At 60.1% G+C, this 23,211-nt stretch carries 17 protein-coding genes and 1 pseudogene; 3 read left to right on the top strand and 15 right to left on the bottom strand.

Annotated elements, in window-relative coordinates; genetic code table 11:
• Positions 1 to 53 precede the first annotated feature (53 nt).
• A pseudogene (locus tag ABIA45_RS00430) lies at positions 54 to 1,145 on the bottom strand (LLM class flavin-dependent oxidoreductase).
• Positions 1,146 to 1,470: 325 nt separating this feature from the next.
• Between ABIA45_RS00430 and ABIA45_RS00425 the strand changes: the two are divergent.
• Genes ABIA45_RS00425 through ABIA45_RS00415 form a run of 3 tightly spaced genes read left to right on the top strand, consistent with a single transcriptional unit; the run spans position 1,471 to position 4,034 of the window.
• The gene (locus tag ABIA45_RS00425; protein WP_404650871.1) at positions 1,471 to 2,286 is read left to right on the top strand and encodes an ABC transporter permease subunit; all 816 of its coding nucleotides are present in this window, start codon (positions 1,471 to 1,473) and stop codon (positions 2,284 to 2,286) included.
• Positions 2,283 to 3,011 carry an ABC transporter ATP-binding protein gene (locus tag ABIA45_RS00420; protein WP_404650816.1) on the top strand — a complete coding sequence of 243 codons (729 nt, stop codon included), beginning with the start codon at positions 2,283 to 2,285 and terminating at the stop codon, positions 3,009 to 3,011. The genes ABIA45_RS00425 and ABIA45_RS00420 overlap by 4 nt, the downstream gene beginning before the upstream one ends.
• 18 nt (positions 3,012 to 3,029) lie before the next feature.
• The gene (locus tag ABIA45_RS00415; RefSeq protein ID WP_404650815.1) at positions 3,030 to 4,034 is read left to right on the top strand and encodes an NrtA/SsuA/CpmA family ABC transporter substrate-binding protein; all 1,005 of its coding nucleotides are present in this window, start codon (positions 3,030 to 3,032) and stop codon (positions 4,032 to 4,034) included.
• 40 nt (positions 4,035 to 4,074) lie between these two features.
• Here the strand turns inward: ABIA45_RS00415 and ABIA45_RS00410 are convergent, their stop codons facing one another.
• The 14 genes from ABIA45_RS00410 to ABIA45_RS00345 form a co-directional block, all read right to left on the bottom strand.
• Positions 4,075 to 4,770 carry a class I SAM-dependent methyltransferase gene (locus ABIA45_RS00410; RefSeq protein WP_404650814.1) on the bottom strand — a complete coding sequence of 232 codons (696 nt, stop codon included), beginning with the start codon at positions 4,768 to 4,770 and terminating at the stop codon, positions 4,075 to 4,077.
• Positions 4,771 to 5,000: 230 nt separating this feature from the next.
• On the bottom strand, positions 5,001 to 5,411 hold the full coding sequence (locus ABIA45_RS00405) for a hypothetical protein (protein WP_404650813.1): 411 nt from the start codon (positions 5,409 to 5,411) through the stop codon (positions 5,001 to 5,003).
• A 761-nt stretch (positions 5,412 to 6,172) separates the two neighbouring features.
• Positions 6,173 to 8,182: an ATP-binding protein gene (locus ABIA45_RS00400; RefSeq protein WP_404650812.1), complete on the bottom strand. Its 2,010-nt coding sequence runs from the start codon at positions 8,180 to 8,182 to the stop codon at positions 6,173 to 6,175.
• Between the two features lie 264 nt (positions 8,183 to 8,446).
• On the bottom strand, positions 8,447 to 11,728 hold the full coding sequence (locus ABIA45_RS00395; protein ID WP_404650811.1) for a UvrD-helicase domain-containing protein: 3,282 nt from the start codon (positions 11,726 to 11,728) through the stop codon (positions 8,447 to 8,449).
• Entirely contained in the window at positions 11,725 to 14,337 is a 2,613-nt protein-coding gene (locus ABIA45_RS00390; protein ID WP_404650810.1) for a PD-(D/E)XK nuclease family protein, read from the bottom strand. The genes ABIA45_RS00395 and ABIA45_RS00390 overlap by 4 nt, the downstream gene beginning before the upstream one ends.
• 341 nt (positions 14,338 to 14,678) lie before the next feature.
• Complete coding sequence (locus ABIA45_RS00385; RefSeq protein ID WP_404650809.1) at positions 14,679 to 15,626, bottom strand: restriction endonuclease; 948 nt, start codon at positions 15,624 to 15,626, stop codon at positions 14,679 to 14,681.
• Between the two features lie 30 nt (positions 15,627 to 15,656).
• Positions 15,657 to 16,244 carry a hypothetical protein gene (locus ABIA45_RS00380; RefSeq protein ID WP_404650808.1) on the bottom strand — a complete coding sequence of 196 codons (588 nt, stop codon included), beginning with the start codon at positions 16,242 to 16,244 and terminating at the stop codon, positions 15,657 to 15,659.
• Positions 16,245 to 16,355: 111 nt separating this feature from the next.
• A complete protein-coding gene (locus tag ABIA45_RS00375) occupies positions 16,356 to 17,552 on the bottom strand; it encodes a YaaC family protein (protein WP_404650807.1) in 1,197 nt (398 codons plus the stop codon).
• Positions 17,553 to 17,959: 407 nt separating this feature from the next.
• A complete protein-coding gene (locus ABIA45_RS00370; protein WP_404650806.1) occupies positions 17,960 to 18,391 on the bottom strand; it encodes a type II toxin-antitoxin system VapC family toxin in 432 nt (143 codons plus the stop codon).
• Complete coding sequence (locus tag ABIA45_RS00365; RefSeq protein ID WP_404650805.1) at positions 18,388 to 19,038, bottom strand: DUF433 domain-containing protein; 651 nt, start codon at positions 19,036 to 19,038, stop codon at positions 18,388 to 18,390. Before ABIA45_RS00365 ends, ABIA45_RS00370 begins: the two co-directional genes overlap by 4 nt.
• A gap of 290 nt (positions 19,039 to 19,328) precedes the next feature.
• Positions 19,329 to 20,462, bottom strand: a complete 1,134-nt coding sequence (locus tag ABIA45_RS00360; RefSeq protein WP_404650804.1) for an ATP-binding protein — start codon at positions 20,460 to 20,462, stop codon at positions 19,329 to 19,331.
• Positions 20,463 to 20,536: 74 nt separating this feature from the next.
• Positions 20,537 to 21,172 carry a DNA-processing protein DprA gene (locus tag ABIA45_RS00355; protein WP_404650803.1) on the bottom strand — a complete coding sequence of 212 codons (636 nt, stop codon included), beginning with the start codon at positions 21,170 to 21,172 and terminating at the stop codon, positions 20,537 to 20,539.
• A 346-nt stretch (positions 21,173 to 21,518) separates the two neighbouring features.
• Positions 21,519 to 22,211: an SMC-Scp complex subunit ScpB gene (locus ABIA45_RS00350; RefSeq protein WP_404650802.1), complete on the bottom strand. Its 693-nt coding sequence runs from the start codon at positions 22,209 to 22,211 to the stop codon at positions 21,519 to 21,521.
• Position 22,212: 1 nt separating this feature from the next.
• Entirely contained in the window at positions 22,213 to 23,154 is a 942-nt protein-coding gene (locus ABIA45_RS00345) for a DUF1403 family protein (RefSeq protein WP_404650801.1), read from the bottom strand.
• Positions 23,155 to 23,211 lie beyond the last annotated feature (57 nt).

The raw sequence follows: 23,211 nt of genomic DNA, 5'->3' as shown, positions 1-23,211 counted from the left end.
TCGCTACGCGAAACAGGTGCCGCAAGTCGCGTCGACCCAGCCGCCGCAGGGATCTATCCAAGGGACCGGGCCAGCCGCTCGGCGGGCCCGGTGGGTTGCTTCGCCCGCACGCGCGGGATCACCTCGAGCGCAAATCGGCGCATCTCGGCCTCGAACGGCTGGAATTGCAGCATGAAGAGCTCAATGCCGGCTGCATGGAAGGCCTCGATGCGCGCTGCGACCTCGTCATAGCTCCCGACCAGTCCCGCTGCCGTGCCGCCATTGCTGCCGACGCGCGGCGTCTTCTGCATCGTCTGCATCATCACGACCTTGGGGTCGGTATTCTGCTTCTGGATGGCCCTCATCGGTGCATCCTTTGCAGCAAGGCTAAGCAGCCGCTCATAGGCCGCCTGCGCCTGCTCCCGCGTTTCGCGCGCGACGACGAAGGCGGAGAGGCCGAAACGCAGCGGCGGCGCCGCCCCGCGCGGCCGCGCCGCGACATCGGCGATCAGGCCGGCCACATCTTCGAGAGGCTGCCCGTTGATGAACCAGACATCGCCGTGACCCGCGACGAGGTCGCGCGCCGGCTCGGACTCGCCGCCGACGTAGATCGCCGGACGCTTGCGGTAGAAGCTGGTCGGGCGCAGCGCATAGTCGGTGACGTTGAAATGTTCGCCTGCATAGGTGAGGCGTTCGCCTTCCATGAGGCGCGAGACGACCGATACCCACTCGCGGCCATAAGCATAGCGCGCGTCATGCTAGGGAAAGCCTATCCCCGCCTTCTCCAATTCCGGACGGTTCCAAGCATTGACGAGATTGATCGCAAACCGGCCGCGGCTGATGTTCTCGATCCCCAGCGCCAGCTTTGCCAGCACCACGGGGTGATAGAGGTAAGGCTTGATCGCAGCGATGATCTCGATGCGCTTGGTCAACGCGGCGATCGCTGCAGCAGCGCTCCACGCCTCGAGCTGATCGAGGTCTTCCTGATGTGGATTGATCGTGTGTTGCGCGATCAGCGTGGAATCATAACCGAGCTCTTCAGCTGCAAGGATGAGAGCGCGATTGCGCTCCCAGGACGCATCATAGGGCTCTTCCGGATCCTGATGCGCCGCACGCGGCCCGTGAACCAGGGCCCAGATGCCGAAACGAATGGGTGCAGTCGCCATCGTGCTCTCCCGCAACTTTCTCTCACTATGCCATCGCATCGGTACGCGTTCTCGCCGCGGGCTGACGAAAGATCAAGCACATCCACCTCAAAAGATTTTCTTTGTCGCGCACCGGTGCCGTGACGGCAGCAGATCACTCCTGAGCGAACGATTGAAATAGCGCTCTATTTCTGTCGGCGCGATTTCGTGGGACATTTTACGCGGGCGCCAAATCTTTGGCGTCACACCTCCTGCATCGGATGCGGTGCGTGGAACGAGGTTTCGCGTCTTGAGCAATATCGAACTGAGCCAAATCGGCCGCACAGCGATCGGTGCGGATGGCAGCCTGCCGTCGCAAAGCAGCGACAAATCGCTCGCATCGGCAAGCAGGCTTGGCGCTCGCGGCCTTCAGCTCCTCTCCTGGCTTGCACCTGTGCTGCTGGTCATCATCTGGGAATCGCTCGCGCAAGCGGGATCGCTCTCGCCACAGGTGCTGCCGGCGCCGAGCAAGGTGATCCGGACGGCGTACAAGCTTGCGACCACCGGAACCTTGCTGAACGATCTGGGCGTGAGCTTGCTGCGCGCCGCCGCGGGCTTCGCGCTCGGTGCGGCGGTCGGCGCCGGGCTCGGCGTCCTCGTCGGCTTCTCGCGAATCGCGGAAGCCGCGATCGACCGCAGCGTGCAGATGATCAGGGCCATCCCCTTTCTCGCCGCACTCCCCCTCGTCATCGTCTGGCTGGGCGTCGGCGAAGCGGAAAAGATCTTCCTTGTCGCACTCGGCGTCACTTTCCCGATCTACATCAATGCCGTGCTTGGTATCCGCCAGGTAGATCCCAAGCTGCTCGAACTGGGGCGCGTCCAGGGCCTGAGCTCGCTCCAACTAATCCGCCGGATCATCCTTCCGGGCGCACTGCCGTCGATCCTGACCGGGGTTCGTTATGCTCTCGCCACGGCGTGGCTCGCGCTGGTGGTGGCTGAAACCATCGGTGCCCAATCGGGAATCGGCTTCCTCGCGATGGATGCGCGCGAATTCCTGCGCACAGACGTGATCATCCTGACGATCGTGATCTATGCGCTGATCGGCATCGCGGCCGATGCCATTGCCCGCTTGCTCGAAAGGCGCCTGCTCGCCTGGCATCCGAATTACGGAGCGGCGCGATGAACGTTCACGTCGCTCCGCGTTACGCCGCTCCATCCGAATCCGGACCGGCCGTCGTTGTCAGCAATCTCGTCCGCAGCTATGGCAGCCGGGTCGTCATCGAGAAGCTGAACCTGCGCATCGAGCGCGGCGAGTTCGTCGCCTTGCTGGGCGAGAGCGGCTGCGGCAAGACCACGCTGCTGCGAGCCCTCGCCGGTCTTGATGCCATCCAGGGTGGCCGCATCGTCGCGCCCCGGCGGCCGGCAGTGGTGTTCCAGGAGCATCGCCTGCTGCCTTGGGACAACCTCTGGCGTAACGTCGCGCTCGGCTTGCAGGCACAGGACGCGCGCGAGCGCGCCGCCGAAGCGCTCACCGAGGTCGGCCTCGCTGACAGGCTCGACGACTGGCCGCGCAATCTTTCCGGCGGACAGGCCCAGCGCGTCGCCCTCGCCCGCGCGCTCGTGCAGCAGCCCGAGCTTCTGCTGCTCGACGAGCCGTTTGCCGCGCTCGATGCGCTGACCCGTATCCGGATGCACGAGTTGGTCCGCGAGCTGGTGGCCAATCATCAGCCGGGCGTCCTGCTCGTCACCCACGATGTCGACGAAGCAATCGCCCCCGCCGATCGCATCCTCGTGATGCGCAACGGCGCGATCGCTTTCGAGCATCGCGCCGTGCGTGACGGCTCGACAGCCATCTCGCGCGCCGAGCTCCTCGGCGAGCTTGGCGTGATCTCTCAATCTCCCAACTAGGTTATCCGGAAGGCCAATATGTCCGACTACCCAATCGCCAAACCATCCCGGCGCAGCTTCCTCGGCTCCGCAGCCTTCGGCATGGGCGCGCTCGCCGGGGTGAATATCAGCGAATTTGCGCAGGCCGCGGCCGGGCGCACCACCGACACGGTCCGCCTGACCTGGGGCCTTGGCGGCCTCAATCTGATCGCCAAGGAGCGTGGCGAGTTCGAGAAAGTGCTGGCCAAGGACGGCATCAAGGTCGAATGGCTCGGCCCCTTCCCGAACCATGCGCCGACCCTGCAGGCGGTCACCGGCGGCAGCGCAGACTTCAGCTTCGGCGGCAGCACGACCCCGGCGCTCGCCGCGATCATTGCAGGCTCGCCGCTGGTGTTCACACAGTTCGTGGTCTACGAGCCCCGCACCACGGCGATCATTGCCAAGGACGGCTCCGGCATCGACAAGGTCGAAGACCTCGTCGGCAAGTCAGTTGCGGTCAACCGCTCCGGCCTTGGAGAATTCCTGCTGGTCGCCGCGCTAGAGAAGCACAAGGTTGACCGTTCCGCGGTGAAGTTCGTCTATCTCAATCCGCCTGATGCCGCGCCGGCACTTGCCTCCGGCAAGGTCGACGCCTGGTCGATGTGGAGCCCCGGCGTCGATATCGCGCGGCTTGAATACAAGGCGCACGACATCTTCCTGGAAGGCCGCGATCTCGAATTCCAGATCGACTACACGTCCTACTTGACCACTCGCAAATTCGCGACGGACAATCCCGCGCTGGTGCGGGCCGTGAACGATGCGTTCCGCGCCGAAGGGAAATGGGCCTCGGAGAACGCCAAGGACGCCGAGTACATCGCGCAGAAGGCCGGCAAGTACAGCGATGAGCTCCGCGTCCAGTTCATCGCGCTGAAGCGCCAGTATGGCTATTTCGCGGTCAATGACGAGCAATTCGTCAGCGAGCTGCAAAAGGCCGCCGACTGGCTCGTCGCCCGCAAGGTTTTGCCCGAGCCGGTCAAGGTGGCCGATCATCTCGCCCAGCTTTGAGCTGCGGGGAATCACTGTATCTTGACCAATCGTACCGGGTTCACAATTTCACGGCTGAGAAAAAGATGAATCGTGGTTTGGTTCTCAGGCTATTGTATGCATCTGGGAAGAGAGACTGGGCGCGCGGATCGGGTTGCGGTTCGCTCAGTATATCGATCTGAAAACCGGTCGACTTGAGAGCGTCAAACATGGCGTGGAGTGGCCGATGCCAGAAGCGCATTTCGATATCCCTTCGGTCGCGCTTCCACGTCTCATTGAAACTATAAGTTTCGAAGTAATTGTCGCGACCGGCTGACTGATGATCCATGAAGGGGTGGTGTGTGGAGAACACCAGACGGCCGCCGTCGGACAGCAGACGGTTGAACTCTGAGAGAGGCAGAGACCAGTCGGGCAGATAATGCATGACAAGCGAAGCTAGGATCAGATCGAAAGCGCCATCTCCAAAGGGCAACACCTCATTGAGGTCCGCTAACAACAATCGCGCGCGCCCTCCAAGGCGACGTTGCGCGATCTCCAATAAGCCCGCACTCGAATCGATACCCGTCAATATTGCCCCTCGATCAAGGAGAGCTGCGGCATGCGCTCCACCACCGCATCCCGCATCGAGCACCCGATGTCCGCTTGCATCGCCAACCATCGAGAGAATTGCTGGCCGCTCGTAATAGGCATTCCAAGCGTTGTTCTCATTGTCTGCTTGATAGGCGACCGCAAATGCATCGTAATTATTCTCAGCCATTCATACTTTCCTTATGTACATGACTGCTTTCCTATCAATTTAGGTTGGCCTTATAGAATTCCGCTTCCGCAAACGCCCATTCTGGCCGACTTTTGAGAGCGGACGCGGAATTATGCTGGTTTGACAGTAGAGGCGGGTGATTTCTCGGCTTTGAGCGCTTCGTAGAGTGCGGAGGCGTGTCGCTGCCGCGCGAGTTGATCATCCCGCGCACACTCGCACCGAGATTTCATTCATCGTCTCCGCCGCGCGATCTCGTCAGCGACTGCGCTCGTGGCGCGTAGCAGCCGTTCATGCAAAGTCTCGAACATGTCGAGAATCTCATCATTGGGTTCATTCTTGTCCAGTTCGATAGTGTTGGCGACGAGTTCGTCGAGGGGCGTCTTCTTCAACTGCCCTTCTCCGAGTTCAAATAGCTCCTCGCTAGCGGGCTGCGGCTGCATGCAGCCGTCCGAGTCGCACCAGACCTCGAATGTCCGATGTCCCATAACGGCTTGCTCGACCATCTCCGCCTCCAATTGGATTGTACCCCACGCCACGCCGTCCTCATCGACGAATCCCGCCACGTACATCTCTTGGTCCTCAGCGTCTTCATCGCCAGGGCGGAAGAACGGCGTGAGGACGATTCCAGGGGGCTTTGCCATAATCATCTCTCCAGGTGACTCAAGCACCAGTTGCATCGGTACATGGCAACATGAGGGCCTGCGCCGAGCACCGCTGGATCATGCTAGATGTAAACTGTAGGAGCTGCTGTCGGCGTCCCTCGAATTAGCAGTTCGTTCTCTCATTCATCGCTCTGGCAGATAGATTATCCTGCCCCGCGGATCGCATGGGCCAACCTCTGTCAATCTCCTCGTCTGCCCGCAATCGACAACGACTTTGGCCGCCTGAGTGATCCAACCGATGTTGCGGTCCAAGATCGAGCGCGCAATACTCGGCAGACGCATGCGCTCTGCATGAATCCCATCGTTCCGACCGGCGCAGGGGTTCGGTACGGCAGGATGAAATAGTGGAAAGAACGCTTGCCACCGATTTCCACGGCCTTGTTAGTCGTGCGTGGGAAGCGCCTGACTTCAGCAAGGGCGGGTCGAAGAGGCTGGCCAGAGTTTGCCGAAACACCAGGCTGGGCCAGCAGAGGAGACGCCGGAAGTGGCAGCCGGCGCTTTGGCCATCCTGATGCCTTTTCCATCTCGCGCTCAAGCTGTCGGCAATGTACTACTTGCCCAATATTTGCAGGGCGGAGAAAGGCAATCGTTCACAGTTTCTTTAGGGGAGTCGGCCACACTTTGCCCTTGGGCAGCGTATCCAGCCTAAAGCCGTCGCACCGTTCTCAACCCGGTAGCGGCGGCTTTTGTTTTAGAGATGGGCCCACGAGGAAGCGACGATGCAGTCAGCGACACGATACTCAAATGCCCAGCTTGTGGAAGAAGACCTTGTTTCGCATTTCGGCATCGCGTTGTACCTTAGTCCAACTCAGGACCTCGATATAAAGTTTGATGTTGGCGTACCATCGAAAGTAGCCGAGGCCATCCGGCATCACCGTGAAGTCCTTCTCGCGCTCCAGCCAGTTCTTTACTTTCTGGCTAAAATCGCACACCACGTACCCATAGAATGGTGTGTTCGGGCTGACCAGGATGTCGCGCCCGTAGGGCGTTTTGTATTTCCCGTCTCTTATGTCGTTAACGTAGCGTACGATCTGCGCAATCGGGTCTTCGTCGGATGATGGATTGGCGAAGTCGTGACGCTGAGGCTTTTTGAATTCGAAGATCGTGATTGGATTGGACGCTTCATTATCTCCGCGAAATGCAACACGCTTGCCGAAGATCGATAAATCCGTTCGATCACCGTTTTTCTCATCCATAGGCTTGTCGGACGCGACGTATTCGGTGAAATTTAGTCGCTCGTCGAGTATCCAAAGATTGTGCTGGTCATAATCGATTTGATCGGTGTCTTTCTTACGCGGCATCACGATGTCATGCACATCGCCTTCGGACTTGTATTTTCCGTTATCGCCGAGTTGCAGCGACTTGTCGAAAAGTTCGAGAACGCATTTTCGCAGCGACACGTAGTGAATAAGATCGTTCTTGCTCGTCTGAGAAATTTTTCCAACGACCTCAGTCACGCGATCTTTTAGGCCCTCGGTATCTTTGCTCAGGAGTATTTGCTTTACCTCCGCTCGTGCGCGCGTTTCCATCTGAAATTTCGCGGCCTGAAGGTGAAGTTCGATCTCTTGTGGCGTAGGCTTCATTGACAATGACGAGAAGTCGGTTTCTCGGCTCAGGCCACGGTGCCACGGAGCTTCATCATTGATGTACTCTCTGATGCGTGCCTGCTTGCGCTCTCTACGCGCCGAGATTTCTTGACCAACTGCCTCCTGAGCAATCGTTGCCGCTAGCGCCTCGATCTGAGACTGCGAAATTCCAAAGACCAAATCATCATCTTTTGCAAAGCTGAAAGCTCCGCGCTCCAATGAGACGTTCCGATCGAGATAATCACCAAATACGTACGCCTTTATGATGTAGTTCCGATCCTTGGCATTCTCACCTTCATCAGTCTTGTCATAGAACTCATCCGCAAATTCAGGAATGTACGTCTGCATCGTCACGTCAGTGACCTCTCGCCGATGAGCCACCAAGCTGATCTTGCTCTTGTTCGCGCGGGGAGCGTAGAATTTGAACACGCGGACGGTGAACACTTCGTCTTTGTCTTTATCGAGAGACTTGAGGTGCAGCTCGCGGTTCTGCACAGACAGTTCAACGATCTGTCTATTGGTTTGGCCAAGGTAGTCATTGAGGATCACAATCCCGCCGCCGCCCTGCTCATCTCGCATCACGATCTGGGGGCATTCCGAATTTGGGTCTATAAAGTAGGGTAGTAGCTTTTCAACTAGGACCCTCGCGATCACATCGAGCCCTTTGTCCGGAAATTTGACGTCCCGCGCGCCGGAGATGGTGATCGCTGATCCAGTCGCGACAACTCCCGCGTCTGTCACCTTTTCATCGATTATGATGTCGTTGCCATGACCCATGGCGAACGAGCGCTTTTTCCGCGTTGAGCCGTCTTCGAACACGCTTTCAACTGTGAACCGATGGAAGTACTTGAGACATGTGAACCGCCCGAAGCCTTTACCACCATCACCGGCCTTGAGAGCCGTATACAAGGTGTCGAAGGAGTTTCGGTGCTCTTCGTTAAACCCGATGCCGTCGTCTCGAACGATGAAGCCATCAACTGCGGCACTCTTGTCAATCATGTCGGCTTGGTCGTGCCGAAGGATCGAAACCTCGATCAATCCGCCAGTTGGTTTAACCGCGCGAATGGCTTGGATCGCATTCACGATGAGTTCGATAACAGGGGTGTAAACGGTCGTGCCTGAGCGAATGTTCTCAACCGCTCGTTTGATATTGATGCTGCTCAACTCGCTCCCCCTCTGCTGCTTATTGGCCCGGCGAGCGGAAATTCCGGTCCGACCGTGCGGCTTGGTCGGATACCCAGCGCAATACGCAAGCGCGAGTGTATAAGTCAAAACCGTTTAGGTTGCAAAGGCGCGGCAAGAGGTGCGATGAAGTCCGTCCATGCTTCCATGATCCCGCGCCGGTTCTACGTCGCGATGACCCATTGGTCGTCCCGGGTCTTGGTTTGCTCACCCTCGCCCATTCTCAATCCGCCTTGGTAAGTCGCGCTACGGAGGCTCTACCCAGGACACTTGCGCTGCGGACATGTAGACGATTGCGCCTCGCTCGGCGCCTGTGACGCGCAGATAGTCGCGCAGCTGGGCCACATGCGCACTGTGGGCCGCTGCCGCGGGGTTTACGTCTGACTTCCAGTCGATGACGAGCGCAATGCGCTCTCCCTCAATTGCCGCGGCGTCTGCACGACCCGCAAGAGAACGCGGCGGGTTTGCCGCCCAGAGCGACACTTCGGGCACCAGTTGTGCGAGGAAGGGTGCGAGCTCCGGCAGAGCCAATGTGCGCAGCGCCGTCTGCGCCATCTCGATCGGATCGGGACTTTCCGCATCTGTCCCGTCAGTGGATTGCAGCTGAGTGAGCAGTTCGGCCGCGCGCCGGGTGGCCGCGTCAATGAGGCATACAAGCTCACCAGTGAGAAGTTCCTCCATGAGCTTGTGCAGGATTGTGCCACGGAAGGCGCCCGCCCCTACAATCCGCGCCGTCACGTCGGACGCCGCATCGACTACGAACATATCGACAAGGTCGGCGCCGCGGTCCGCATCACGTTCGCTCGGTCGGTCCCATACGATCGGCGGCGAGGCGTCGGCCAGTCTCTCGCCTTCCGCGGCAAAAACTGTCGTGGTCTGATTGTTGCCGACGGACTGCGAAGCGCTCTGGACGGGCTCAGGCAACAAGTCAGCTCGGATCTCTGAGAGTAGCTTTTGCCCCAGATCCATCACCCTCGACCACGACCGTGAGGGAGCGCCGGGCAGATCGGGGATCACCAAGAGGTCACGGGCTCGCGTCGTCGCGACATACCAAAGCCGTTCGCGCTGCCGCGCCTCGCGAAACTCCTCCTCTTCGCGGGCGGCCGCCAGCGCGGGCGACTCGATACCTCCAACGATCCAGTGGATTGTATCGTCGGATTGCCGATAGACAAACTGATCTTGGGGCTTGAAGCGCGTCGACGAATTCACCGTGATAACGACGGGCCATTCTAGACCCTTCGCGCTGTGCATGGTGACGATCTCCACGGAGTCTTCGGACGCGTCTACCCTTCCTTCCGGATGCCGGCGCTTGCTCTGCCATCCGCGCTGGAGATCGAGTGCAAAGGCGCGCAGCCCGGCAACGTTGTAGGGCCTGGCGAGTTCGACGATGGCGTCAAGGTTCGCGAGAGCGCGCGCGTTCCGCTGGCCATGCCTTGCCGCCATGATCACTCTCAAGTTCAGGCGCTCGATCGCGAAGGCGACGAGCTGCATCGGCGTGAGTTCGGCGGCAAGGCGATGCAGCGCCTGGAGCTTCAAGAGAACATCCTTTGCGAGGGGGTTGATCACCTCGTCCGCTGCGGTTCGCAGCTGGAAGCGCCGGCGCCCGTCCTGATCGGGAGAAAGCGCCGCCGTGATATCAAGAAGATCTTCGTCGCGCAGCCCGACAATGGGACCTCGCATGAGGGCGCCAAAGGCCAGAGTGTCGAGCGGGTCCGCAAGCGCGCGGACCAGGACCAGGATGTCCTGAAGCTCCTGGCGTCGGAACAACGCGTGACCTGCCTGGGAGGCCACCGCGATGCGTTGTGCTTCTAAGGCCCGTTCATAGCGCCAGAGATCGGTGTGTGTCGGCGCAAGCAACGCAATGTCGCCTGCGCGCAAGTATCGTTCCGTCCCATCCGGGCGGCAGATTTTCAGGGCGCCAACGAGGCGGGCGCACAGCGCGGCAACGGCCGCCGCTTCCGCTTCGCGCTGTTCATCGGCGCTTGCGTCCCGCGGGACGTCGATTGTCAGCTTCGCTGCCGCGGCGAACGGGAGAGGCGGCAGCGCAAGGGTTGGAGCGAGCGGTACGAAACCCGGTTGTCCCGCCTTTCCAAGAATGTCCTGGAACACGTGGTTGACGTGCGCGATAACCTCCGGGCGGGATCTGAAATTCGCGGTAATAGCAAGCACGCAGCCGTTCTTGGCCTTTGCAATCACGGACTTCGCGAGCGCGTAAGACTCTACGTCAGCGCCACGAAAGCGATAGATCGCCTGTTTGGGGTCGCCGACAATGAACAGCGCCCCGGGGCGCAAGACTGCACTGCTCCAAGTCGCGGGCTGCGAATGCGCGGCTATGCAGAATACGATTTCGGCCTGCACGGGGTCGGTATCCTGGAATTCATCGACCAACAGGTACGCATAACGACCGGCGAGCCAAGCGCGAATCTCGGGGTTCTCACAGACAAGCGCCCGCGCCTGCCGTAGCAAGTCGTCGAAATCGAGGACGGCCGCCTCGCGCTTGCGCCGGTCATAAGCCTCGATTACCCCGGTTAGGTGTGCAGCCAGTTCATGCGCCAGGCTTTGTGCGATGCAGCCAATCAGCGTTCGGTAGGATTTCCGAATCTTTTCGAAGTGTTCGGCCGCTTCCTCTGCGCGACGACGCCCATCCGCCTCGCCGAGTCCCTGCTTCCAAGCGCGCATCCTGTCATAAGGCAGCAAGTCGATACTTCTCTGCCGCATCATGCTGATGCGCGGCGGCCGGGTCAGGCGCCATAACGCTGAGAACCCAGCGTTGGCGTGATCGCCCGCGAAAAACGCAGAAAGGCCCTCGAGATCGGCAATGAGATCCGCAGTCCACGTCTCTCCAGGGCCCGCGGCATGCCAGCGAGAAAATGCAGCGACGGCTTCTGCGAAAGTGCGGTCTGGACGCGTCGAGAAATCCGGCGCCGGCACCGTCGCGCTGCGATGCTCTCGCCGGAGGATGGCAAGCTCGCGGACACGCTCGACCACCCCCAACGGATCGTCCTTTGCAAGAGTAGAAATTGGACCTTCCCGTTCGTCACCACCAGCCAGCATCTCTTTCAGCCAGGTCTCAAGCACCTCATCAAAGAGGGCATCGGCAATGGTCGCGTCGACGACACGCGAGCCAGGGTCAAGGCCCGCATCGATGCCGTGCGAACGAAGAATGCCTTGGCAAAAGCCGTGGATCGTTGTGGCAGTGATTTCTCCGATGCGTGGCGCGGCCTCATCCAAGTGCACGCGCTCGGCTGTACCTAACGGTAGCGAGAGAATCCCAGCGAGTGCGGGTGGCAGCCGTCCATGGCGAAGCTCCTCGACGGTCCAGCGTATGCGCGCCTCAAGCTCGCTCGCCGCGGGCTCGGTGAAGGTGATCGCTGCAATCTTGGAGGGCTCAATCCCGCTTGCGATCATCATCGCGACGCGCGCGGCCATCAACGACGTCTTGCCAGTGCCAGCCGCAGCCTCGACCAGCATGTTGGTCTCAAAATCGGTGAGTGCTCGCCTGCGCGCGTCGAGGTCAGGCACACTCACGGGCTGCTCCACAGTTTGTCTAGCGCGCTGTTCACCTGAGCGAACAAACGACGCTTTACGCGACGGTAGGAGTCGAGGTCTGCCGGTAGGGCAATCGAAAGTGAATCGAAGAATGCAGGCGCTGGCCCGGGTGCGATCTGGCCCTTGCGTTGCAGGTGTACGCCGGCCGCCGTGAATGCGACCGCCTGGTCAATGGCCTTCGCCAGCTCCTCGTCTGTAAGGCTCAGCGTCCGCGCGGGGTCGTTCTTCAGGTAGGTCAGCTGCGAGCTCACGCTCCGAACATCAGGAAGAAGGGATTGTACCGCGAGGCCGTAGAAGACGCGCTGGAGTTCAGCACCGCGATCGAACACGACCGGCTTCTTTCGGTCAGGCGCCGTCCCGACCTTATAGTCAGTGACGACCGCTGCACCGCGCGCGGCATCTTCATCAAGGCGATCAATCCGCCCTCGGAAGCAAATTCCGGTCTGCCCGATTGGGACAGGCGAGAGTGTAGCCCACGGATGAGGCCCGTCTCTCGGCTCGCCAAAGGAAAGCTCTGTCCAGCTCGTGCCGCGCGGTTCACCGAGTGCATCCCTGAGTCCTCGCACTGCCCGCTCGCGAGCCATCTCCACAGTATGACGCCAGAGAAGGCCCGGCGGAACAGCCCCGGTGATCGGCCAGCTTTCGGTGAGGCGCACCGCTTCTCGTTCCAGGGCGATGTCAATCTCGTCGACATTTTGTGGTGTGCCCTCCCGTAACACGCCCCCAATGAGAGCGTGAACGAGTTCACCGAACGCGCGATGGTCGAGCGCGAGCGGTTGAGGATCTAGATTCGGCTCGCGCCAGTGAAGGGCGTATTCCCAGATGAACCCGAGGGGATCGCAGAGAAGTCGATGGAGGGACGTCGTGGATTGAACTTCGGCTAGGGCATCGACGACGAGCGGGTGGTCGGGACGGACCCTCCCGTCGTGGGCAGTGTGCTGCTCGCCGTCCCACCATGCGCGCCAGCAGGCACGACTTGCGCGCACTTGGGGGTCTTTGCCGGCGTCGGCCGGGCGGGCATACAGTCGATCGCTTTCGCTGAAGGCGTGCACAGGTATCGCGCTCCGCCCGACCACACTCTCTCTTTCTTTCGGCCACAAGGTACTGGCTGCCTGTAGGGATCCCGTCGCACTCCTGTAGGCGCGTGACAGCGTATAGTTGGTCGACTGGCTGAGGATGATGTCATGCATCATCTGGTCACCTTCGGCCGCCTCAGCAGACGGAAGTCGCAACTGCCCAAGAAGGTGCTGCGGTAGCAATGGATTTTCGCTCGACCGTCTTGGCCACGCGTTCGCATCCAGCCCGATGAGGCGAACATGCGCGCGCGGGGCCGCCGCCACATGACGGGCAGGCCCCCACGCAATAGAATTCCCCGGCTCGCGTCCGTCGGCGACGCGCAGGGCCTGCAAGGAGAGTTCGATCGCTTGTGGGGGTGCCATGCGCAAAGCATCCCGCCACAAGGTAAGTGCCGGTGCCTTCAAAAGACGGCGTCCGACTACGTCCGCCGACGCAATTCCGCGGGCCAAGTCTTCGAGAATCGGCAACACTGCACGTTCCGCAAGGTCACCATTCGCCCGCTCGCCTCGCGTCTGCTCGAGAGCATGCCGCCAAAGGCCCGGACTCGTCAGCGCAGCGCTCCGCCGCAAGCCTTTGGCCCAGTCACTGGGCAGGCTCTCTTTGGCCGGACTACGCGGCAGCCGGGCAAACAGGAGCCTCACGCGCTCTTGAGACAGCCCGCGCAACAGGATGTCCGCCAGGGCAGCACAGGCCTGCCCTTCACGGGTCGCCAGCGCCGGAATACCGTGCGTGAAATGCACAGGCAGCCCTGCCTCGCGCGAGAGAACGAGAAACGCATCGTCCCACGCCGCTGGCGAAGCGGCCGAAATGGCGATCTCGTGGGGAGAGGCTTTTCCACCCGCCACAAGCCCACGCGCCCAACGCAATGCTTCCCTCACTTCGTTTCGCGGATCGGCACAGAGATCGGCGGAACCGAGCAACGCTGCACCGGGGGAGCGCGTTTCGATCTCCCCAGCGAACCAGGCGCGCCGGCTGTGTTGTGATGCAATCCATCGCACCGGCACGACATCGCAGAGCGCCTGAATGAGTGGGCGCCAAACGGCTTTGATATCGGGGATGTCTTGAATGATGATGGCGCCGACTACCTTCGGTGCGAAGGAAACTCGCTCCAAGGCTGTTTTGACCAGATCGGGAGGCGACAGCATTCCGGACGGCAGTGCGCCTCGGACGCGGCGCTCGAGCAATGTGAAATCCCTGAGACGGGCATTGTCGGGAAAAGAAGCCGGGATTTCCATGTCCCACCAGTCTCGGAGCGCCGATAGCACAGCCACCGGCATCCCTGGCAGTTGGGAAACCTTGTCGATGTCCTCGTAGCCACCGGCTTCGAGCGCCTCTCTTATGGCCGGATACAAGATTTCTGCGGACGCTGGCGTGATAAAGCCGCCAGCAAGCCGTGCGGCGAGAAGCGGCAACGTCAGGATCTGCCTACCCGTAGCCCCTTCACGAGCTGCATCGAGTCGTCGCATTCGCAGCGCCAAAGGTCCATCGACAACCACGGTTTGGATCTGCATCTGGCGCCCCCTCGCTGCCAAAGACCTAAAGCTGACTAGATCGGCGATATTGTTGTGATTAAGGCCATTCGGTACCAACTCAGAACCGCCAGGTTACTGCAGCCTTTAATGGTGCAGAGATTCGGATTCAGAAACTCATCAGCCAAGCGCCGCCTTTGAGGTTCTCAGCGAGAACCCGAACCACTCAATCTATCCCGCTGCGACTATCTCGGAGACTCCTGACCGGCGAGGGGGTGATGTTGAAGCTAGACTGCAGGGTTGTTTTTGATCCGCGCTCCGCAACTCGGGTGACTAGTATAGCCGCTCATGGTGTCAGCGTAGAGGCCCAGCCGCATTGTTCGTTAGAAATGCGGCGGCTCAGCATGCCATCGGACCAGATCGTCCATCGCTATGAGCACGATCTTATGACTCCGCGTGGCGGATTCGATCGCGTCATCTGTGAAAGTTGACGTAGTGATGATGTAGCCACGATGAGCATGCTGCTCCTCTACAACCCCTTTGAATTGCTGAATAGTTGGACGGCCAACTTTGTTGGACGGTGAGTTGCGTTTACACTGAACGATAATTAGGCCGTCAGGGTGAGTGGCAAAACCATCAACACCGAAGTCATTCGATTTTCGAGTAACCCAAGCTTCAAGGCCGGCCCTGTGAAAGAAGCTCATGCTATGTTGCTCGAAGCTGAACGGGTCCATGCTGAGCAGGTGTTCTCGGAGCGCCATCTCCTCCACTGGCATCGAGAATCTGATCGGATCGAGCGGCTGCTCCTTCATTGCAGCCTTCATTTGCGCGCTCGCGCGACGCAGTCGTTCATCTTCAACAATAACGTCGATGATGTCAGCGATATGGGTTCTGGCCTCAGGACTTGTTACAACGGCTTCGATGATCGACGTGATACCGGCGGTTCCGAGGAAGACCAGCAGGAGTACCGGGACGCCCAGAGCGCCGCCAAATGCTGCTATGCCGGCAGCATGACCTCCGATCAGCGGGATCGCAGCAAGCGTCGCCGGCAGCGCGATCTTCATAGACCACGGAAGGCTTGACTTCCGGTAATTCGAAGCGACCTCGGAAATACCTCTCGCTATAGTTACGATCGCGGTGCGCGAGTTGATCAGCGCATTTAGTTTCTTCAGCTTATCCATGGAGCCAGCGTCGCTCGCGACTACTTCGCGTGACTGGCTTAGCCAACGTATCGCCAGCGCCCGGTCTTCCGGCCGGGTGGTGTGGTTGATGGCCGAGGCGAAGAGGCCCACAAGCCATGTCCTAAATCCGTTCGTTTGATTATCGAACACGCCTGCCCCACTCGTGAGTTCGCAATGCTTCTACCTACAGCTAATCTCTAGATCGTCAGTGTCGCGCAGCAAATCCTCTTTCTCGTTCGCTTTGGGGCTTACGAACTTCATGTTGACGCGAGGCGGGACAGCAAACTCGACGTCGAGATAAGCGGTGCCAAGCTTCATGGTGCCTTGAATCCGCTTTGCCGTTGCGGCGCTCGTTATGAGGGCCGTGACGAGCACACCGCCGTTCGTCGCTTTGGCAACAATGGCATTTACCTTCTGGATGTCGGCGTTGCCGTTTGACTTCAGGCGAAGCCGAGCTTTCGGCGGAAGTCCCCATGTCACCTTAAACGTGGTGACTTCGTAACCCATTTGTTCGAGCACAGGCAGAGCATCGCCCACTTGTTGGGTGAATGCATTGAACTCAGTCATCATTTTACCCGTCGCATCCGAGAAGTCCGGAAGCGAAAGGTCAGGCATCGAAGGCAGGGAGACGGATGGCAGCGACGGCATGGCAGGCATCAAGTCTCGCGCAGATTTTGTGATGCTGTCGATCCGACTTGGTGCGGCCTCTTCGGCCTGAGCGACCGCGGCGGTCACTAGCCACACGGCAATTATCGAGAATGCCTTCATACAATCTCCCCCCTGTCGCCCGATGCGATTAGGCACGGTCATGTGATGATTGCAATAGACATCATGCACTCGGGAAAAGTGTTTGGCGTTAACTTGAGAACCGCTCCAGCGCTAAGCCGGGCCATCGAGTGAGCCGGGCATAACCGCAACAAGAGACCGTCCAGTGATGCGCTCGATTGCCAGCTTCGGTAAGACGTTGTCGAATACACTAATGTAATGCTCGATCAGGGCGCGGATGTGATCCAAGCTACCATCTTCGATTTCGTGCCAAAGTAACGGTAAGTATCTGACCACGATACTCAGCGCATACAGTGTCATCAGGTGGATGATGATGGGATCACGGATTTGAGCCCAGAATGGAACGATGAGGCTCGTGCCGGTATAGCCGGATTTGTAGGTCTCGATGCAGTCCCACCCGTTCTTGTCACTGGGATGCGTGAAGTCCCCGACGAAATAACGCTGCCCGGTGACTTCGTCGAGAGCCGGCCGTATGTTCCTTACTGGCAAATCCAGGCTGTTCAAGAAGTCTGCCGTGAGCTTGCGGCCATGCGGATGGATGCTGATGTAGGTTGTCGTTTGGGGCGTCGCGACAGGAACGTCAAACACTATCTGGCCAGTCTTCGCCGTATGTTGCTGTATCCGCTCGGCGCGCTCTATGTTGTTTTGGTCCGCGTACGCGACGTGGAGCGACAACGGCGCTACTCCTAGTGTCTCTTCGATCAACAGTTGCAGTTCGGGAATGCGCCGCAACAAATCGGCTAGAGAGATCAAGCGTGCTTGGCCGTCCGTCGAGATTTTGTCCCAACTATCAGGCCGCGGCTTGGATGCGAACGGCTGCAGATCAACGCCTCGAAAGCGGCAATACTCATAAAAATGACCGCGGTCCCGACAAGCGACCTTGTAATTGAATGGAAACTCCTCTCCGGTCCCGGTTGCCGCTATCGTCCAAAGCCCGTGGCCGCTTTCCGTGTGAGCTTGGATGTCCTTCAGGTCGGCAGTGGATTGCGGGCTCGCCACCTGCTCAGCAATCGTGATCTGGAGCAGCGCGTAGTATCGCGTGAGCACTCTGGCATTGAGCGAACCAGGTTCGCTCCGCCAATAGCCAAGAGCGCTCCGAACGGCAAATGCAAGTTCCTGTCCCTTCTTCTTTAGGATATCGGGAGCAAGCCCGGGCGCACGGGCCGCAATGGTTCTTTCGCAAAGTGTCGGACTGGTGAAACGTCTCAGGCGCAGCCAGACAGCTTCGCTTAGGTTCTCCGCCACGAGCCACTCGGGATAGAGGTCTCCTGATCCTTCTTCGTTAGTCATAAAGATCGCCGCCCGCGCTATGTATCCAAATAGAAGGGAAGTCCCGTACCTAGAGTCTCTGCGACTCACAATCAATTGACATTGTAGAACCTTAACGGTCGCTGTGGCGCGGCAACGTGAAACGGGAATGCGCCCCCACATGACCGCGTTCGCAGGTCAGCGGCGTGAACCCACGCTTGGGTTCAGCCACTTGGATCCAGCTCGCAAATCGTAGCCTAGTGCGACATTCCAGATCTCCTGAAACAACCTTGCGTACTCACCATCCGCCCAGGGTTTGCAGCTCGCGTTATCATCCCGGACAGATCGCGCGACGTGGTGCGGTCGAATGCGAACGATGGCGGGCCTGCTTTCACGTCCTCGAGCTCCTTGTGCAGCTATCAATTTCATCGTTCGAACATGGCGGCGTGTCAGGGGTCAATTCGGACCGGCGGGTCACGAAATGGATCAAGTAATCGAACGCTGCGCGTCTCGAAGTCCTTGATGTTGCGGGTGACGAGGACGAGATCGTGAACCCGCGCAGTCGCCGCGAGGGCCAGATCCCACCGGTCCTTGTTCTTCGACCCGAGCATTCGGGTCCATTCCGCGACGACACTTGCGTCTATCGGAATGATCCGGTCCGCATAGGCTTTCTCGATCGCACCGATCGTCTTGAGCAAGTTCGCGGCCCTGTCCGGATCGCGGCGCTTCAACATCTCGGCGCCGCGCCGTTTCTCGAAAAGCGTGGCGGCGCTCAGACGGAGGTCCGAATCGTCGACTGTTGCAAGCCACTTGCGCACGTTCGCGTTGCCACGCGCACCAAACTCGCGAAGCACGTTCTCGTCAATCAAATACGCGGTCACGGAATCCGGCGTGGCGCAACCTCGCCCGCCTCGGCTTCGTCATCGAACCCGAGGTCGGCTAGCTCTGCCAGCGTCCGCTTCAGGCTCCGCGGGGGATAGGGGCGCCCTCGCTTTGGATAGGCCTTGGCATATTCGATCGCGGCCTCAACCTGATCGCGCGTCAGCGACGGAAAATCGTCGACAATCTCCTCGGCCGATTGCCCACGGGCGAGGGCAGCCACCATGTAGACAGGAATCTTGGTGCCCTTAATGATGGGTTCGTTGCGGTCACCTCCGACTTGTACCCATCGGCGCAGTTCATCGAGACGATGAAGACGACTTTTGAGGTCGGCGTCGATCTTGCCGAGATCCAGGACTAATTCGCCAAACGCAACTCGGTGCGCGTCGAAAGAGAGCTGCCGGATCGCCTCATACAAGCGACGCCGGCCCGCAGGGGTGAGATCTCTTTCCAGTCTGTCGGCGACCAGCAGAAAACGCATCTCCGCCGGGCCAAGGAGGCGCTGAACACCGTTTCCGACCCGTCGCTGACGTGCGCGAATGATGCCGGTATCGACGGCCTTGTTGAGCGCAGCCGCGGACCGGTTCAGCACGTAACCTGCTTCCGTGAGTGTCAGTACTTCGGCGGAAGACATGCGGAACTCCATCATTAATTCATCCCCAATATAGGGATGAATTAGAAGGTCGACAAGGCACGCCCATAAAGATTCTCGGCGTGGTACCGCCCGGCCCAGTCAGCTCCTGGACGGCCAGCTCTGCGCTGGGATCTGAGGCGCCCTGCGATGTCCCCTTCACTGTTGTGCGATGATCGCAGCGAATCGGATCGGACGACATTTGGCGAATGCGGCTAGCTACCGGATCGAACGCGCGCAGCCGGCGTAGCACTCGATAATCGCTAGTGGCTTCGAGGGCTGTCGCCATCTCCTCTGATGACGGGCGCTCAATCATCAGCCGCCAGTGTCGCCGCGGCCGGCCCGAGCCGCAGCAGTGAAGGCCGGCCCGCCTCGTGGAACCACAGGTCGACAATCTTTGCGTCATCACTCGCCGGCAGCGGAAACGCACTCCGTACCTTGAAGGTTGTTGGAAGGTTGACCGAGTTTCCGAACACCAAGGCGTGCTGCTTCGGCAATGACGGGAGGCGGCGAAGCACGGCGTCTGAGATGAATGGCGTCATCTGCCGGATTTGAGAAAGGTCATCTGGATTCTGAATCCGGTGCACGACGAAATTAGAGCACTGGGATAGGACCGTCTTGGACAATTCGCTTGGTCGCTGCGAAGCAACTAGAAGAAAAAGACCGTACTTTCGACCTTCCTTAGATATGCGTTCGAATATGCGACCTGCATCCATTGCGTACCGTGAAGGCGTCGAAGCGACGTAACGATGCGCTTCTTCCAGGAGAAGATGCACTGGGAAGCGATTGCGCGGGTCGGCGTGCCGAAGCAAGCGAAACACCATGCGCGCGAGTACGGCGCTGACCAGTTCGACCACCTCATCTTCCACGGCGGTCATATCGATGATGACGATCTGCGCAGATTTGGTGTGTCCACCATCCTTGGCCTTTAATCCCAGAAGCCGAGCCAGGAAGTCCGTTGGCTCCAATGCTTCATCGGCCTGGTGGCGCAGAAAGCGATAATCGGCGCGCTCCTGAAGTGCCTTGAAGCGCGTTACCATCTGCGAGCAGTAGTCGCGGATCTGACGATTCCCGTGGGCTTCTTCATAGAGAAGGGAGAGATCAATCGCGTCTCCGAGCGCTGCAAAGTCGAACGGCGTTCCGTCGTAATCGGGGAATTTTAAATCGGGGTTGATAAAGCCGCTCACCCCATTTGAGCCAGCAAGGTATTTATAGGCCTCTTGCAGAGCGGGCATGTTGCCATAGCTGACACTGATCCAACGGCCGAGCTTGGTGGCGTTGATCTCCGGCGTTCGGAATCGCTGGAGAATCCCGCGGATCCGAGTTTCCTTCGCGCCGGGCTGGGTTTCGTCCCCGAGAATCTGGGTGATACAAGTCGCCAAGATGTGGTTGCGAAAGATGTTGAGCTGAGTGTCGTCTGCCTGCCCGAACAGCGTGGTCAATCCCAGTGCCATTCGCAGAATGGGAAGTTGGGTGCGCTCGCTGGCCTGAAGGAGCAATTCCCATTCGGCAAGATCTAGGAACCAGTGCGGCACACGAAATTTATCAGCTGCAGCGCTGCCGTCGAGGATGACACGTTCCTCGCGTTTTGCCTGGGATATATGCCATCAAGCCCACCCGCCATCACGGCAATCGTCCGTCCGCGATGGCGTAGCGCAGCCTGATGACTGAGCGTGTCGACGCCTACCGCGAGACCGCTGACGATTGCCCAATTAGCACCGACGAGTGTTCCAACGATTCTATCGCTGACGATTTCTCCAAACTCGGACGGCTCGCGCGTGCCAATGCAAGCGACGCTGCGAAGTGGCGGCAGCTTGCCTTTGACGAAGAGGACAGGCGGACGGTCGTGGAGTGAGCGAAGCGCCGTTGGGTAGTCTTGGTCAAAGACGGAAAGGACACGTACGCCGCGCCGATCGGCCTCGTCGAGCACGCGCTGAGCCTTCTCACCAGCGTTGGCCAATGCAGTTGGTTCATGAAGGCTTTCGATGACCGAGGCTGAAACTAGTGAGCGCAGTTTCGCAGGCTCGGCGTCCGCAATCGCGGCTAGAAGCTGAAACCGCTCCGCGAGGCGTTCAGCTGTTGCAGGGCCAATGCCACGCAGTGCGGTCAAAGTAAGAATGCCGGCAGCAGTTCGCGTGTCGGTGCTTATCATCGAAATCAACGCCTCTCGGAGAATTGGCCGGATATCAGCGTTTGGGGGATAGGTTTAAATTGACGCGTCATGGCTTACCTCCGCATCCCCAGGTTTGGCTATCAGCCCCAACGACAGACACGCGCACGCTTTGGAAGCTCGTCGACCCCCTAATCGATATAGCTCTAGGCCATGTTCGGTCAATGAGAACGGCAAGGTACGCACTTGTGTCACGCAGCATTCTTCAGCGAGCTCCCGCGGGTTCTCTCGCAGTTCCGCGGACGATCCCATCGCGCTGGCGTGGATGATCGGGAGCCCGTCCGCAATGAAGGCTAGCCAATTGGCGGCCGACATTTGGCAAATGTGGCTAGCCTGCCCCTGTCCGATCTGCAGCTTCTTCGTCATCATCCTGGTCATCGTCATGTGCCCGCAAGGGATCCGGAAACTCCCCGGCCAGCATTTTGTCCTTGCTGAGCAGGCCGGCCTCCTCGAGCATCTCCATGTCCGGAAGATCGCGCAGCGTCTCCAGGCCGAAGTGCGACAGGAACGCCTTGGTCGTCACATAGGTGTAGGGCGCGCCGGGCTGGGGGCTACGCGGCCCGGCAGCGATGAACTCCAGTCCGCGCAGACGGGCGATGGTATCGCGGCTAACCTCTTTGCCGAAGAAGGATGACAATTCGCTGCGATTGATCGGCTGGTAGTAGGCGATGCAGGCAAGGATCAGCGCTTCGGTCTGCGACAACGCCTTGCCGTCGCCGGGAGCGCCGATCGCAACCCGGATCGTTTCGGCGAAGTTTTTCCGGGTGCGGTGCTGCCAGCCGCCAGCGACGGATACGAGCTCGTAAGGCCGGCCGCGCAGTTCGTCGCGGATATCGTCGATGATGAGATCGATTTTGCAATCGCGGCCGACGACGCGCGCCAGCACCTCGCGCGTCACCGGCTCGGGCGAGGCGAAGATCACCGCCTCGACGCGGCCCATCCATTCGCGCCAGCGCAGCTCCGGCGGCAGCTCGGCCAGCTCGGTGTCGAGATCCTCTTTTGGCCGCGCGCGCCGCCCCATGTCAGAGCCCGTACAATCGAAAAGTCGGCCGGCCGGTAAGCTCGCGCACCGCGCCGAGCGACACCAGTCGCTCGAACAGCCGCCGTGTGCTGCGGTCGCTCGCCGTCTTGCCGGCGCCAGCGGGCTGGGCATCTTCCATCAGGAGGATCGCGACCATCATGCCGGCGTCCTTGCCGCGTAGCTTCGGTGCGGCGGCGAGCAGCCGATTGGCCCGGCGCACGAGGTCGGTATAGAGATCCGACGCCGCTGCCGCGGCGCGCGCATAGGCCAGCGCACAAGCCTTCAACCAGGATTCGTCCGGGCCACCCGCCTTGCCAGCGGCACGCAGATCACCGCGTCGAACCTGGCCGGCGAGCAGAGGCACGGCCATCGGCCATTTCAGGCGATGGGCGAGCACGATGTCGGCAAGCCACAGGGCAAGCGGTTCGCTTGCGGGGACGAAACGCATGCTCATCGCCGCAATCTCCGCGGCGGCAGCGACCGCGCTTCCCTGCCCTGCCGCCAGCTTCGCCGCGGCGGTGACGACGTCCACGAGCGCGTCGTTGAAGCTCAGCTCGAACCGAATGGGCAGCGTGATCATCCAGTCGCCCGGCGTCATGGCGGCGCGCTCGCCAAGATACCGCCAGGCCCTGAGGATGCGACCGCCGGGTCCGGGGTCATCGGTCTCGCGGCGCAGATACCAGGCATCGCGCAGCGCCGCTGCGTCTTCCGTGCGACCACCCTGTCGAACCAGCACGGCTGCGTCTGCCAGCGAAAGACGATGCCGCCAGAGCAGGCCGAGCGGGTGCTCGCTGCGCGCGATCGGATGGATTGCGGCGAGCGCCGCGCCGGCAAAAAACGCCGCATCGTCAACGGATTGCCCGGATAGGTCCTGCCGGACCCATGTTGGAAAGGGTGGGAATGTCGGTGGGGCTTCAGGGATGATTCGCGCGGGGGAGGGCATGGCTGAGGCTAACTGAGTGCGGCGCTTTGTGCCATCAAAAACAGCTAAAACCGCCGC

The sequence above is a fragment of the Bradyrhizobium sp. USDA 336 genome (assembly GCF_044908355.1).
GTDB classification, from domain to species: domain Bacteria; phylum Pseudomonadota; class Alphaproteobacteria; order Rhizobiales; family Xanthobacteraceae; genus Bradyrhizobium; species Bradyrhizobium yuanmingense.
The sequence above is the reverse complement of the archived record's forward strand: the minus strand, read 5'-3'. Positions and strand labels throughout refer to the sequence as shown.